The sequence below is a fragment of the Pseudomonas quebecensis genome, from assembly GCF_026410085.1.
GTDB lineage: Bacteria > Pseudomonadota > Gammaproteobacteria > Pseudomonadales > Pseudomonadaceae > Aquipseudomonas > Aquipseudomonas quebecensis.
This window is the reverse complement of sequence record NZ_CP112866.1, coordinates 106,640-119,580: the sequence shown is the minus strand read 5'-3', so window position 1 is coordinate 119,580 and position 12,941 is coordinate 106,640. Positions and strand designations below refer to the sequence as shown.

13 protein-coding genes and 1 pseudogene are annotated in these 12,941 nt (G+C 59.1%); 4 read left to right on the top strand and 10 right to left on the bottom strand.

The annotated features are described in order from the left end of the window. Positions 1 to 17: 17 nt before the first annotated feature. Both OSC50_RS00605 and OSC50_RS00600 read left to right on the top strand, forming a co-directional pair. Positions 18 to 866 carry a multinuclear nonheme iron-dependent oxidase gene (locus OSC50_RS00605; RefSeq protein ID WP_266247242.1) on the top strand — a complete coding sequence of 283 codons (849 nt, stop codon included), beginning with the start codon at positions 18 to 20 and terminating at the stop codon, positions 864 to 866. 526 nt (positions 867 to 1,392) lie between these two features. Further along, the gene (locus OSC50_RS00600) at positions 1,393 to 2,649 is read left to right on the top strand and encodes a hypothetical protein (protein ID WP_266247245.1); all 1,257 of its coding nucleotides are present in this window, start codon (positions 1,393 to 1,395) and stop codon (positions 2,647 to 2,649) included. A 106-nt stretch (positions 2,650 to 2,755) separates the two neighbouring features. Here OSC50_RS00600 and trhA read toward each other — a convergent pair whose 3' ends face one another. Further along, positions 2,756 to 3,373, bottom strand: a complete 618-nt coding sequence (gene trhA, locus OSC50_RS00595) for a PAQR family membrane homeostasis protein TrhA (protein ID WP_181080655.1) — start codon at positions 3,371 to 3,373, stop codon at positions 2,756 to 2,758. Positions 3,374 to 3,516: 143 nt separating this feature from the next. On the opposite strand from trhA, the gene OSC50_RS00590 reads away from it, so the two are divergent. Beyond that, on the top strand, positions 3,517 to 4,431 hold the full coding sequence (locus OSC50_RS00590; RefSeq protein ID WP_181080654.1) for a LysR family transcriptional regulator: 915 nt from the start codon (positions 3,517 to 3,519) through the stop codon (positions 4,429 to 4,431). 1,019 nt (positions 4,432 to 5,450) lie between these two features. Beyond that, positions 5,451 to 5,556 (top strand): annotated as a pseudogene (locus OSC50_RS00565) (LysR family transcriptional regulator); the annotation flags it as partial. 117 nt (positions 5,557 to 5,673) lie between these two features. Here OSC50_RS00565 and madM read toward each other — a convergent pair. The 9 genes from madM to mdcA all read right to left on the bottom strand — a co-directional run bounded on the left by madM (position 5,674) and on the right by mdcA (position 12,803). Beyond that, a complete protein-coding gene (gene madM / locus OSC50_RS00560) occupies positions 5,674 to 6,438 on the bottom strand; it encodes a malonate transporter subunit MadM (RefSeq protein WP_181076572.1) in 765 nt (254 codons plus the stop codon). A gap of 1 nt (position 6,439) precedes the next feature. Further along, entirely contained in the window at positions 6,440 to 6,844 is a 405-nt protein-coding gene (madL, locus tag OSC50_RS00555; RefSeq protein ID WP_061434475.1) for a malonate transporter subunit MadL, read from the bottom strand. Positions 6,845 to 6,911: 67 nt separating this feature from the next. Next, the gene (mdcH, locus tag OSC50_RS00550) at positions 6,912 to 7,811 is read right to left on the bottom strand and encodes a malonate decarboxylase subunit epsilon (RefSeq protein WP_253509689.1); all 900 of its coding nucleotides are present in this window, start codon (positions 7,809 to 7,811) and stop codon (positions 6,912 to 6,914) included. Further along, a complete protein-coding gene (locus OSC50_RS00545; protein WP_266247247.1) occupies positions 7,808 to 8,404 on the bottom strand; it encodes a malonate decarboxylase holo-ACP synthase in 597 nt (198 codons plus the stop codon). The genes mdcH and OSC50_RS00545 overlap by 4 nt, the downstream gene beginning before the upstream one ends. Next, positions 8,398 to 9,168 carry a biotin-independent malonate decarboxylase subunit gamma gene (gene mdcE, locus OSC50_RS00540; protein WP_266247248.1) on the bottom strand — a complete coding sequence of 257 codons (771 nt, stop codon included), beginning with the start codon at positions 9,166 to 9,168 and terminating at the stop codon, positions 8,398 to 8,400. The genes OSC50_RS00545 and mdcE overlap by 7 nt, the downstream gene beginning before the upstream one ends. Further along, positions 9,165 to 10,007, bottom strand: a complete 843-nt coding sequence (locus OSC50_RS00535; RefSeq protein WP_266247249.1) for a biotin-independent malonate decarboxylase subunit beta — start codon at positions 10,005 to 10,007, stop codon at positions 9,165 to 9,167. The genes mdcE and OSC50_RS00535 overlap by 4 nt, the downstream gene beginning before the upstream one ends. After that, complete coding sequence (locus OSC50_RS00530) at positions 10,000 to 10,299, bottom strand: malonate decarboxylase subunit delta (RefSeq protein WP_253509693.1); 300 nt, start codon at positions 10,297 to 10,299, stop codon at positions 10,000 to 10,002. The genes OSC50_RS00535 and OSC50_RS00530 overlap by 8 nt, the downstream gene beginning before the upstream one ends. Continuing rightward, positions 10,299 to 11,132: a triphosphoribosyl-dephospho-CoA synthase gene (locus OSC50_RS00525; protein ID WP_266247250.1), complete on the bottom strand. Its 834-nt coding sequence runs from the start codon at positions 11,130 to 11,132 to the stop codon at positions 10,299 to 10,301. Before OSC50_RS00525 ends, OSC50_RS00530 begins: the two co-directional genes overlap by 1 nt. Further along, positions 11,133 to 12,803 (bottom strand): malonate decarboxylase subunit alpha, encoded by a 1,671-nt coding sequence (gene mdcA, locus OSC50_RS00520; protein WP_253509695.1) that lies wholly within the window; start codon positions 12,801 to 12,803, stop codon positions 11,133 to 11,135. Positions 12,804 to 12,941: the final 138 nt, after the last annotated feature.

Genomic DNA, 12,941 nt, shown 5'->3' with positions numbered 1-12,941 from the left:
ATTCAAACGGGTGATTTATGAACAACCGCTCAATTCGCATAGGCATTAGCGGCGACGTAGAGAAACTAAAAAAATTCGTTCAGCATCGCACTGACAACAACCATATATATAATCAAACACCGATTCGCCACTTTAGTTTGGGTATACGCCCTTGGGATAAAATAGAAAGCTCATTAACTGATATATGCCTATCCGCAGACTTTACGATGTCCGCACACCCCGTAGACATCAATTTCTCAGGGGTTACTGACTTGGCAGACTTAAAAAACCTGAAGGAGGCGCTAGCCACACTTCCTATAATTTATATCGAGGAAGACATCGGAATTTGGAGGAATGGCAATCTATTTTTGGGCGCTCACCAAACCAATCCGCCTATGAATAAAGAAACATTAAAAACCACTGCTGACAATGCCAGATTCATAAATGACTACTTTGAAATACCTGTAGTTTTGGAAAACCCACCAATCTATAGCGAATTTGGAAACATAGAATTTTGGGAGTTTTACCTAGAGCTGTGCAGGCGCTCTGAATGCATGATGGCGTTTGATATTGGGCACTATCTTGGCTACTGTAAAACTAAAGGTCTAGCGTTCGATTTGCCCTGCGCTGCCCACGAAATTTGGAATCTAATTAAGACGCTACACATCTCAGGAGTGAAGTCTTGGCTATGGAATGGTATTCCCGTCTGGCTTGACCAACATTCAGACCACTTCAAAAACGAACTAACCGAAACATTTAAAAGCGCGGTAATAAAAAGCCTAAAAACGCACAACATTTTGTTGGAAATGGAGGGAGCTCCGCTAGATATTGAAAACAGCAACATAATTCTCATAAAAAAGGCGCTCATAGAAGCGAATAAAAAATGAAAAAATCCTGCCATATCTCAACAACTATATTTTTCTCAAAAATATATGAACCTAATAACTTGCTATCAACTCCAACATCCTCGGAAGAAAAACACTTCGCGTTTGAAAGCATCAGAAGGTATTTAGACATCTCTAGGCACATCAGTAGAAGATGGCCCTATACGATCAGGTATCTAGAATCAATTCATGGAGAGGAAGTTTTAATCGCCGTATTTGATCGTTTTGATAAAACCTCGAAAATCTACAAAAATTTAAACGCCGCGGCGTGTGAAATTTTTCTACAGAAGATAAAAACTCAATTCCCCCCTATCGATTACGAACTACTGCTTTACGAAGATTTTCGAAATAGAAGAGACACACAATACAAATATGTCTCTACCCCGCCCGCAGGACGTTCTCTCACTTTAGTTCCTTTCGACTTGGACTCCATTTACACGACACTAATGTTTTATGGTAGAGCTCATGCCCCGTCGATCTTTTATAAAAATCTAGTACTTGAACCCGGCAAAACTTTCAGGGTCAGCCTATGAAAAGCGCCACCAATATTGTCTCCCGTTCAGACGCACTATATGGTGGCATCGCGATGGGTGTAACGATACTAGAACTGGCTCTGATAGCAACCAACCCTAAGCTTGGGAGTTTTTCCTTAGAGTTCTCGCTCATTACACAGCTGCTAATTTCTCTGGTTATTGAGTTTTACGTTGGGCATTCGTTTGCAAACCGTTTTGGTACGGCATACACAACAATTTACGGGTTCATATTCAAGTTTGCATGCGCTATTTTTTTAACCACCGGATTTTATTTAGCGCTACTCGACTACTGGCATATTAGTTGGTGCTTGATACTTATTTCATTCACCTTCGACTCAATAGGCACTGGCTGCCTGCGATCATCTTTCAGGCCGGCCTACAACGACCTCCACCTGCACCTTACTGGACATAGCGCAGATTACGTGGGAGCTTTTAAAAAACACCTGCACATACGCATAGGGACTCCATTAACTCTATTACTGATAGCATCACTCATGATGAGTAGCGGATACTACCTGTACGCCATGCTAGTGACGATGTTGCCAATATTACTATGCCGAGTCATTCAGACTTACGTCTCCTACCATGATCTCAAGCCAGTTCTCACTAAAAAGAACAGCTCAAAGCACCGAACCCGCCTTTATTATATTCATCACTTTAAAGTCATCTCTAAATACCCTAGCCAGTTTTTGGGATACGTAGCAGGCAATACTTTTGAGATGTTGATCCTCATGTACGCAATTGGCTTATTATATCGACACAAACCCTCGACAGACATACCTGAAGGTTTATCTTGGCTAGGAAGCTCACTAACAGCCTTTGTAGTTTTTTTGGCGTCTACGGTTCTCGGAGTCGTGGGACTATCCCAGCCGACACTCAAAAAATCCGGCTCAACATTTTCATTTTTTTGCTTTTTCATAACCGTTGCCATATCCCTGCCAACGGCCATTGACAACACAAACACTTCATACTTCCTGATTCTTTCGGCCTTCTGTTTTTTTGGGGCTGGGATTGGAATCATAATGACCAGAGTTACATCAAATGAAGTTCTAGATCGTGCATGTAGACAGGAAATATTCTCTTTCTTTCTAATCACCGAACTCGTAACGACAATTGCGGTTATATTTACAGTTATGGTAAGCAGCCTTTTCTTTTCTCCAGAGAAAATAATGAATGGGCTAAGCTATGGTTTAATAATGCTCATGGGAGCTTACTGCTTTTCTACTACTTACAAACAGCTGAAAGAAAAGTAAATTTTCAATGTAAACCAGCGTCAGCCAACCTATTCGTCACTGGCCCACCGCCATCGGGGTGGGACGGTGCGACAAGCACCCTCCCACTTTTTGATCGAGTCGGCTGTCAGAGTACGTAGCGCATGATCGCCACGAAATGCAGCACGCTGCCGCCGATCACAAACAAATGCCAGATACCATGGGAATGCCGCAGGCGATGCTCCAGGGCAAAAAAGATGATGCCGACGGTGTACAGCACGCCGCCCGCCGCCAGCCAGATAAACCCCGCCGTGCCCAGCGCGGCCATCAGCGGCTTGACCGCCACCAGCACGATCCAGCCCATCACCGCATAAATGACGATGGACAAAATGCGCGCCTCGGAACGCGGCTTGATCTCCTGCAGGATGCCGATCACCGCCAGCCCCCACACAATCCCGAACAGCGTCCAACCCCACGGCCCGCGCAGGGTCACCAGGCAGAACGGCGTGTAGCTGCCGGCGATCAGCAGGTAGATGGAAAAGTGATCGACCTTCTGCATGATCTCTTTTCGCCGCCCCTGCACGCTGTGATACACAGTAGACGCGCTGTACAGCACCATCAGCGTAAAGCCATAAATCGCCACGCTGACGATCTTCCAGGGGCTGCCATCCAGACTGGCTACCACCAGCATCCATACGGCGCCAATACACGCCGCGACGGCACCGAGCAAATGGCTCCAGGCGTTGAATCGTTCCCCGTGGTACATGAATCACTGACCTCCCGTAACCGTTGACGACTGGCCGCAAGCCTCCGGCCTTGCGCATCAGAGTGCAAGTGCCGTGTGACGTTCCGAGGACGCCGAGCGCTTTTGCGGGCACAATCGACCCCACGCGAACCAGAGCCACGGCCATGCTGATCGACGAAGAATTCACCCTCAAAAAACTCGAAATCTTCCTGGCGTTCATGCGCACCGGCAACCTGGCCCGCGCCGCCGCCGAGCTGCAGACCAGCAATGTCAGCGTGCACCGCGCCATTCATTCACTGGAAAACGCCCTGCGCTGCCCGCTGTTCAAACATGAGGGGCGCAACCTCACGCCGCTGGAAAGCGCCTACGTTCTCGAAGAGCGCGCACAGAAACTGATCGCCGATGTGGTCGACAGCGTGCGCCTGACTCGGGAGGCCGCCGGTTTCTCCGCCGAACGTTTCAAGCTCGGCTCGCTGTATTCGCTGACGGTAAAAACCGTGCCGCAACTGATCATGGGCCTGAAGATACGCCGCAGCGAACTCAACATCGACCTGATCCTCGGCTCCAATTTCGACCTGCTCTATAAGCTCAAGAACATGGAAGTCGACGCGATCCTCATCTCCCTGGACGAACACGCCAACGATCCGGACTGCGAACAGATCGAACTGTTCTGCGACGATATCTTCCTCGCCACCCCGGCCGACTCGCCTTTCGACCGCGAGCAGGAAATCGACCTGGCCGACGTGCGCGACGCCACCTTCATCACCCTCACCCAAGGCTTCGCCACCCACCAGGACGGCAACCGAGTGTTCAAGCAGGCGGGGTTCGAGCCGAAGGTGGCGATGCAGGTCAATGACATCTTCACGCTGTTGAGCATGGTCAGCTCGGGGGTAGGTTATGCGCTGCTGCCGGGCAGGATCGCGGCGGTGTACGAGAACCGCGTGAAGCTGATACCGCTGCAAGCCAGGTATCGGTTGCAGCAGCATATTGGCGTGGTGTTCTTGAAGGCCAAGGAGCGAGACCCGAATTTACTGGCGCTGCTGGCCGAGTGTCGGATGTATGCCAACCGCCAGGCTTGAGATGATCGTTCCCACGCTCCGCGTGGTAACGCAGCCCTGGACGCTCTGCGTCCGCTCTTGAAGGCGTGACGCGGAGCGTCACAGGATGCATTCCCACGCGGAGCGTGGGAACGATCGTCATCTTTACCCTGCTGAGCAGGGTCAGCTCGGGGGTAGGTTATGCGCGATCCGAACTTGCTGGCGTTGCTGGCGGAGTGTCGGATGTATGCCAACCGCCAGACTTGAGATGATCGTTCCCACGCTCCGCGTGGTAACGCAGCCCTGGACGCTCTGCGTCCGCTCTTGAAGGCGTGACGCGGAGCGTCACAGGATGCATTCCCACGCGGAGCGTGGGAACGATCGTCATCTTCACCCTGTTGAGCAGGGTCAGCTCGGGGGTAGGTTATGCGCGATCCGAACTTGCTGGCGCTGCTGGCGGAGTGTCGGATGTATGCCAACCGCCAGGCTTGAGATGATCGTTCCCACGCTCCGCGTGGTAACGCAGCCCTGGACGCTCTGCGTCCGCTCTTGAAGGCGTGACGCGGAGCGTCACAGGATGCATTCCCACGCGAAGCGTGGGAACGATCGTCATCTTTACCCTGCTGAGCAGGGTCAGCTCGGGGGTAGGTTATGCGCGATCCGAACTTGCAGGCGTTGCTGGCCGTGTGTCGGATGTATGCCAACCGCCAGGCTTGAGATGATCGTTCCCACGCTCCGCGTGGTAACGCAGCCCTGGACGCTCTGCGTCCGCTCTTGAAGGCGTGACGCGGAGCGTCACAGGATGCATTCCCACGCGGAGCGTGGGAACGATCGTCATCTTTACCCTGCTGAGCAGGGTCAGCTCGGGGGTAGGTTATGCGCGATCCGAACTTGCTGGCGCTGCTGGCGGAGTGTCGGATGTATGCCAACCGCCAGGCTTGAGATGATCGTTCCCACGCTCCGCGTGGTAACGCAGCCCTGGACGCTCTGCGTCCGCTCTTGAAGGCGTGACGCGGAGCGTCACAGGATGCATTCCCACGCGGAGCGTGGGAACGATCGTCATCTTTACCCTGCTGAGCAGGGTCAGCTCGGGGGTAGGTTATGCGCGATCCGAGCTTGCTGGCGTTGCTGGCCGTGTGTCGGATGTATGCCAACCGCCAGGCTTGAGATGATCGCTCCCACGCTCCGCGTGGGAACGCAGCCCTGGACGCTCTGCGTCCGCTCTTGAAGGCGTGACGCGGAGCGTCACAGGATGCATTCCCACGCGGAGCGTGGGAACGATCGTCAGCCGACCAACCCACGCACAATGAAGTACAGCAGCGAAGGCCCGAGCAAGCACCCAAGCCCGGTATGGAACGTCGCTGTCAACGCGCCATACGGCACCAAGCGCCGGTCCGTCGCCGCCAGCCCTGCCGTCACGCCGCTCACGGTGCCGGCCAAGCCACCGAAGACCATCGCCGAGCGCGGGTTGTCCAAGCCCATCCAGCGCGCCGCCACCGGTGTGCCGACCATCACCAGGATCGCCTTGATCAAGCCGGTGGCAATCGACAGCGCCATCACATCGGATGTCGCGCCAATCGCCGCGCCGGTCACCGGGCCGACGATGTAGGTCACGGCACCCGCGCCGATGGTGGTCATGCTGATCGCATCGCGATAACCAAATGCCCAGGCCATGCTCGCGCCGACGATAAACGGCAGGACGGTGCCCAACAGCAGCGCAACCACGCCGATCATCCCGGCCTTGCGCGCTTCGGTGGCCTGCACTTCAAACGCCGTGGCGACAATGGCGAAGTCACGCAGCATCGCGCCGCCCATCAGGCCGATGCCAGAAAACAGCGCCAGGTCGGCCAGGCCTTTCTGGCCACCGGTAATCGTGCCGCCGACCCAGGCCAGTACCAGGCCGATCACAATGGCAATCGCCGAGCCGTGGATGCGGCCAAAGGTCAAGCGCCTGGACAGCACCACGGAAATCCACATCACCACGCCAACAAAGGCAAACGCAGTGATCAGGCCGTTATGCTCCAGGCCCTTTTCGATGAGATCCCACATATCAGCGACCTCCCGCAGGCACGATCAGCGGTTCTTCATCGGGCAACGGTTCGCCTTTATGCGTGCGGCTGATCAAGGCAATGGTACAACCGCAGACCACCACCGACCCGATGGCGGCGAGCACCGCCACCGGCCCGCCGTGCAACGCGGTTACAACGTTCTGCTGCGCGGCCATTGCCACAACAACGGGGATATACATGGCGCCCCAGAAGCCCACGCCCATTTCACAATCCTTGGTCATGCCGCCGCGCTTTTGCATCCACAGGCGGGCACAGATCAACAGGATCATGGCGATCCCCACCCCGCCCACGTTGGATTTGACGCCCAGCAACACGCCAAGCATGTCGCCCATGATCACCCCTGCAAGCGTGCAGATCGCCAGCAGTGCCACACCGTAAATAATCATTGTTGTTGTCCTCAAAGTGCTCGATCGACATTGTTGTTTTTGTGCTTCGACAGCCTTGGGTAGTGCTTTATCGGTGGCGGCGCTCCTCCTCTTCCAGCAGGGCCTGCAAGGTATCCAGGCGCGCGCCCTCGCAGGCGATCACCGTGCCTTGCTCGAACACGCGGCGTGACAGGCCGGTGAGCACGGCGCCCGGAGGCACTTCGATTTGCAGGCGCACACCGCGTTCGTAGGCGCTTTGCACCGTGCCGCGCCAGTCAACGACGCGACACATGTTGAAGGCCAGATCGTCGCGCAGGTGTTCGGGGTTGTGAATCGGCCGCGCTCGGGTGCTGCTCAGGTAGGTGATGCGCGGCGCCTTGAGCGGGACAAATGCCTGGGCCAGGGCCTCGGCCGGTTGCGCCAGCAACGCGCAATGGGACGGCACACTCACGGCCAGGCGCTTGGCGATGCCGTTGCCTTTGATACGCGCGGCGACGCGCTTCATGGCTTCGTCGCTGCCGGCGATCACGCTCTGGTTATCGGCGTTGATATTGGCCAGGTACACCGGGGTTTCGGGGCTGTGGATGGCGGCGAGAAGTGTTTCGACGGTGGATAACTCCACGCCGATGATCGCCGTCATGCCGTAGCCGTGTGGATAAGCGTTTTGCATCAGTTCGCCGCGCAGGCTTACCAGTTTTACTGCCTGGGCAAAATCCAGGGCCCCGGCGATCACCGCAGCCGGGTAGGCGCCGATGGACAGGCCCGCCACATAGTCCGGGGTGCGCGCCAACAGGCGAGCGTGGGCCGTACCTGCGATCAACAGGCACAACTGCACGGCGCGGGTACTGGCCAGGGCTTGCGCGGAGTCGAGCAGGCGCACGTTTTCGCCCAGAGCATCGCTGGCTTCTTCCAGTACAGGTTCGGGCAACGACTGGAGCATGCCGGGTCGCTGCGCCCCCTGCCCCGGAAACACCAGGAGGCTGCTCATGCCACGGCCTGCCAGGGGTCGAGCACGAGGTGGGCGCCGCGATCGGTTTTCAGCAGCACACGGCGTGAGCCGCTGGCCCACTCGCGCAAGGCGACAGCGCCGAACGGGGTTTGCAGTTGCAGATCGACGGGGCACTCTGCCCTATCAATAATCGCCAAAATGTCTTCAGCATCGCCTCTGGCCAAAGGCTCGGGCGTGCGCAGAATCAAATCCAGATCACTCTGGGCATGTAACGCTTCAATCCCGCTGGCCAACTCGAAACCCGCGCTGCCTGCAACGCCCCACGTTTCCTGCGCCAGCACCGGCCGCAATTGGTCGAGCGCGCGCAACGCCGGCAAATCCCTCGGCGAGATCACCCCGCGCAACGCTTCCGGTATCACTCGCCGCTGCACCGCCGCCAGCGGCATCTCGGTGGCGAAACGCTGCTCACGCAAACGCCCGCGCACACCAACCGCCACATAACCCGGTGCGGCGATGGCGCGGCGCACCACCACCGGGTGGCCGGCGCCGAGCGCCTCCAGCCCCCAGGCCGGTGCATCGGCGGGCAGGTGCGCCGGGGTCATGCCCCAGAGCAAGTCGTGGGCGTTCACCATTGTTCCCGCAGCAGTTGGCGAACATGGCTGGACGCCGCGCGATTAGTCGCGCCCAGGCGCCCGCGCAGATCGGTGCTGCCGACATCCTTGATCGCATTCACCAGGCAATTACTGACCCGCGCCACATCGTCCGCCGTGGGCTGTTCGATCTGGCTGACCGACAAGGTCTCCCACAGCAGACCGAGGCTGGCATAGCTGTCGATGTCATAGGCCATGGGCGGCACGCTGGCGGCCAGGGTTTCCAGCTCTTCGACGCTGCGCAAGGTCACACGCGCGGCCGAAGCCTTGCCCATCGCGTGCACCATCACACCGGGATCACGCAGGGCGATCAGGCGGTTGGCCTGGTAACCGTGGGCCAGGAACGCACCGGACATGGCCTTGCCCACCAGCAGCGCAATCACCGGGTGGCCGGCCAGGCGAGCACGCGCATAGCTGTCGGCGGCAGCGGCCAGGGCCTGATGGATGCCGAGGGCTTCTTCGCGACGGCCGTAGGCTTGGCTCGGCACATCGACGATGGCGATGATCGGGCGCTTGTCGCCACGGGCAATAGCCTCATCGACGGCCTTGGCCAGACCCCAGCCTTCGAGCAGGCCGACTTCGCCATTGCGCGCCCGAGGGAAGCGGTTTTGCGCGTCCGTGATCACGGCGACAAAGCGCACCTTTTGCTCACCCAATACAGCGTCGGCAACCCTCAGTGACGCCGGCAAACCGTCTACAGGTGGAGCGCCGGCGGTCAATGCGTTGAACCACTGCAAGCCTCTCATGAGCGTTCTCCTTGATACAGCTCGCGCACCGTCGCCGGGTCGATTTGCGGTATGGCGTCCAACTCGGCCAAGCGTGCGAGGTAATAATCAGCCTGGCGACTGCGTTGCTGGGCGGGCACGCCTTGCTGCAACAACGCGCTGACGGTCTGCTGAATCTGCGCCACATCGTCGGCGACATAACGGTCGGCCAGGCCACTGTTGAAGCGCTGTTCACCACCCGTGAGGCTCCAGATAAAGGGACGGTCGCGGGAGTCGTATTCTTCCAAGCCGGCTTCCTGCTCGATCACCTGCGGACCATTGAGGCCCAGCCGTGCCTCGCGGGTCACGACGAGGTAACTGCACAGCCCGGCCGCGATGGACATGCCGCCGAAACAACCAACGCTGCCCGCCACCACACCGATCACCGGCTGGTGCTGGCGCAGGTCGACTATCGCCGCGTGGATATCGGCAATCGCGGCCAGGCCCAGGTTGGCTTCCTGCAAGCGCACGCCGCCGGTTTCCAGCAGCAGCACGGCGCGGGTGGGGATGCCGTTGCGGTTGTCTTCGGCGGCCAGCTCCAGCGCACCGGCGATTTTTGCGCCGCCGACTTCACCGAGGCTGCCGCCCTGGAAGTTGCCTTCGATGGCCGCCACCACCACCGGCAAGCCACCGATGCTGCCCTTGGCGATGATCACCCCGTCATCGGCCTGCGGCACCACGCCTTGGCGGCCAAGCCAGGGCGACATGACGCGCTGGAACGGGTCGATCAGTTCGCGAAAGGTACCGGCATCCAGCAGCGCCTTGGCTCGCTGGCGTGCACCGAGTTCGACAAAGCTGTGTTTGCTGAGCAAGTCAGTCATGGCCGATCTCCTCGAAACCCTGTTCCAGGCGCAGACGCACCACGCCGGGGGTGGCGCCGAAGTCGTGGATATCAATATTCAGGGCCGGTGGCGTGTGCTCCTGGAAGATCCGCTCGAACAGGTGCTGCCAACGCTGCTCGGCGCCGTTCACTGAGGTCTGCACCTGAATGGTCAACCGCCCGGCCGTGCCCGGCTCCAGCAGCACTTCCAGGTCGCCCGAGCCGACGCAACCTACCAGCGCGCGGCCTTTTGGCGGCTGCCCGGCGGGGAATTCAAAGGATAAGGTTTCCATCACAACGCTCCGTCGAGGCGGTCGATAAACAGGCAGGCGGCCAACAGGTCGGCGGCGCCGCCGGGGGAGGCATTCAGGGCCAGGAGTTGGTTGTCCAGTGCGTGCAGGCTGCGGCGGCCGGCCAGGGTGGCGCTGCCGCCGGCGTTGAGCACCGCTTGGGCGCCGTGTTGCATGGCTTGCAGGCCTTCGGTGCCGGCGCGGTAGAGCACGCACGTGTCGGCCAGCTCGGTCATGATCGCCAGCAAGGCATCAAGACGCGCGTTCTGTTCACCGGCGTTCCGGCGGCGACTCTGGTGCAGTTGCGGCAGGCCGCGCTGGGTCACGGCGGGGAAGCCCAGTTGCGCTTCTTCACGGGCACCGCGTGCACCGTAGCGTTGCGCGACCTGGGCGCCGTGGCTCATCGGTTGAGGTGCATAACGGTCGTTGAGCAGGGCCAGTCTGGCGGCGTTCAGCGTTATGGCGCGCGGTTCCAGGGCAGCCGATGCGGTCAGCAAGCCGAGGGCCCAGATCGCGCCGCGATGGGTATTCACACCGTTGGTGGTGACGAGCATCGCCTGCTCGCCTTCGCGACCGATGCGACCGAGCGCTTCGCGCAGCGGCAAACCGACCTCGCCGAATTCAATCGCCGCCTCGGCCATTGCCTTGAACATCGGCCACAGCGACAACGCCGACGCGTGCATCAGGCCCAAGTGCAAATCGTGGTGGGCGCCGTTGCCGCGACGGTCCACCAGGGCGGGTTTGGGCGACAGGTCGGCTTCGTCGATCAGCGCGTCGACGGCCATATCCGCCAGGCGATCCGCGAGGCTGAGTTCGTGCAGTTTGAGGGCGCGCATTTACCAGCTCCTGAATTTGGCGGGCGGGTTGTACAGGCCACCGGACCACTCCACCAGGTCGGCCACGCTCTTGGCGGCCAGCAACTCGCGGGTGGCGTCGGTGCGGCGGATGCCGAGGTCTTCGGGCAAAGCAATCAAACCCTCGCGGCGCAGGCGCGCGGTGTCCTTGGGGTTATGGCGCATGCCGATGGCGGTGACCCCGGCGACGGCGGCGATCATCGCCTGGCGTTCTTCCAGAGAGCGCGCCTTGTACAGGTAAGCGATGCCTTCTTCGGTAAGCAGGTGGGTGACGTCGTCGCCGTAGATCATGATCGGCGCCAGGGGCATGCCGCTTTTGCGCGCCACCTCCACGGCATCAAGGGTGTCGACGAAGGTCGGTTTACCGCCCTCCTGGAAGGTTTCAACCATCTGCACCACCAGTTTCTTGCCGCGTTCGAGCAGCGCTTGCGGTGCGTCGCCGTGGCGCATATCCAACCATGCCGGGGTGCCATGGCGACGGCCGCGCGGGTCATGGCCCATGTTCGGCGCACCGCCAAAGCCGGCAAGGCGACCACGGGTCACGGTGCTGGAATGGCCGTCGCCATCGACTTGCAGGGTGGCGCCGATAAACAGGTCCACCGCGTATTGGCCGGCCAGTTGGCAAACCATGCGGTTGGAGCGCATCGAGCCATCGCGGCCGGTGAAGAACACATCCGGCCGGGCGGCGATATAGTTTTCCATGCCCAGTTCGGTGCCGAAGCAATGCACGCTTTCCACCCAACCGCTTTCAATCGCCGGGATCAGGGTGGGGTGCGGGTTGAGGGTCCAGTTGCGGCAGATCTTGCCCTTCAAGCCCAGGGATTCGCCGTAGGTGGGCAGGATCAGTTCGATGGCAGCGGTGTTGAAACCGATACCGTGGTTGAGCGACTGCACGTTGTGTTTTTCGTAGATGCCACGGATCGCCATCATCGCCATCAGCACATGTACGGGCTTGATGTGGCGGGGGTCGCGGGTGAACAGCGGCTCGATGTAGAACGGTTTGTCGGCCACCACCACGAAATCCACCCAACTGGCGGGGATGTCGACACGGGGCAGGTCGGTGACGTCATCCACCAACTGGTTGACCTGCACGATGACGATGCCATCGCTGAAGGCCGCGGGCTCGATCAGCGCCGGGGTGTCCTCGGTGCTGGCGCCGGTGTAGATATTGCCGGCGCGGTCGGCCATGAAACCGGCGGAAAGTACGACGTTGGGGATCAGGTCCACTACCAGGCGGGCATAGAGTTCGATGTAGGTGTGGATCGCACCGATTTCCAGCAGACCGTCTTCCAGCAACTGGCTGATGCGCAGGGATTGGGTGCCGGCGAAGGAAAAGTCCAGCTTGCGCGCGATGCCCTTTTCAAACAGGTCCAGGTGCTCGGACCGCCCGACACTGGGCATGATCATGTGCAAATCGTGAAGCTTGGCCGGGTCGGCCTTGGCCAGGGAGCGCGAGAGGAAGTCGGCCTGCTTCTGGTTGTTGCCCTCCAGCACCACGCGGTCGCCGGGGAGGATCAGGGCTTCCAGGGCCTCGACAATCCTGTCGCCGGGCAAAACCGCCCCGTCTGCGATTTTTTTGACCAGCCCGAGCCGCCGCAGCTTCTCGTCACGCCGCCGCGTCCAGCGCGAGTCGGGGTTTATTGTTGTTGTCATGGTCGCTCCACGGGTTTGCTGTCGTGGGCTGTACCTTAGGAGTGATTCAGGGGGTCATCAATCAAGCTGGGCGACGGATCATTACGGCTGGAGTAATGGATCGAGGTGATCGTTCCCACGCTCTGCGTGGGAATGTCT

What these genes read in the sequence shown, in the direction of transcription:
- OSC50_RS00605 (WP_266247242.1), top strand. Translation starts at nt 18, where the DNA reads ATGAACAACCGCTCAATTCGCATAGGCATTAGCGGCGACGTAGAGAAA.
- OSC50_RS00600 (WP_266247245.1), top strand. Translation starts at nt 1,393, where the DNA reads ATGAAAAGCGCCACCAATATTGTCTCCCGTTCAGACGCACTATATGGT.
- trhA (WP_181080655.1), bottom strand. Translation starts at nt 3,373, where the DNA reads ATGTACCACGGGGAACGATTCAACGCCTGGAGCCATTTGCTCGGTGCC.
- OSC50_RS00590 (WP_181080654.1), top strand. Translation starts at nt 3,517, where the DNA reads ATGCTGATCGACGAAGAATTCACCCTCAAAAAACTCGAAATCTTCCTG.
- madM (WP_181076572.1), bottom strand. Translation starts at nt 6,438, where the DNA reads ATGTGGGATCTCATCGAAAAGGGCCTGGAGCATAACGGCCTGATCACT.
- madL (WP_061434475.1), bottom strand. Translation starts at nt 6,844, where the DNA reads ATGATTATTTACGGTGTGGCACTGCTGGCGATCTGCACGCTTGCAGGG.
- mdcH (WP_253509689.1), bottom strand. Translation starts at nt 7,811, where the DNA reads ATGAGCAGCCTCCTGGTGTTTCCGGGGCAGGGGGCGCAGCGACCCGGC.
- OSC50_RS00545 (WP_266247247.1), bottom strand. Translation starts at nt 8,404, where the DNA reads ATGGTGAACGCCCACGACTTGCTCTGGGGCATGACCCCGGCGCACCTG.
- mdcE (WP_266247248.1), bottom strand. Translation starts at nt 9,168, where the DNA reads ATGAGAGGCTTGCAGTGGTTCAACGCATTGACCGCCGGCGCTCCACCT.
- OSC50_RS00535 (WP_266247249.1), bottom strand. Translation starts at nt 10,007, where the DNA reads ATGACTGACTTGCTCAGCAAACACAGCTTTGTCGAACTCGGTGCACGC.
- OSC50_RS00530 (WP_253509693.1), bottom strand. Translation starts at nt 10,299, where the DNA reads ATGGAAACCTTATCCTTTGAATTCCCCGCCGGGCAGCCGCCAAAAGGC.
- OSC50_RS00525 (WP_266247250.1), bottom strand. Translation starts at nt 11,132, where the DNA reads ATGCGCGCCCTCAAACTGCACGAACTCAGCCTCGCGGATCGCCTGGCG.
- mdcA (WP_253509695.1), bottom strand. Translation starts at nt 12,803, where the DNA reads ATGACAACAACAATAAACCCCGACTCGCGCTGGACGCGGCGGCGTGAC.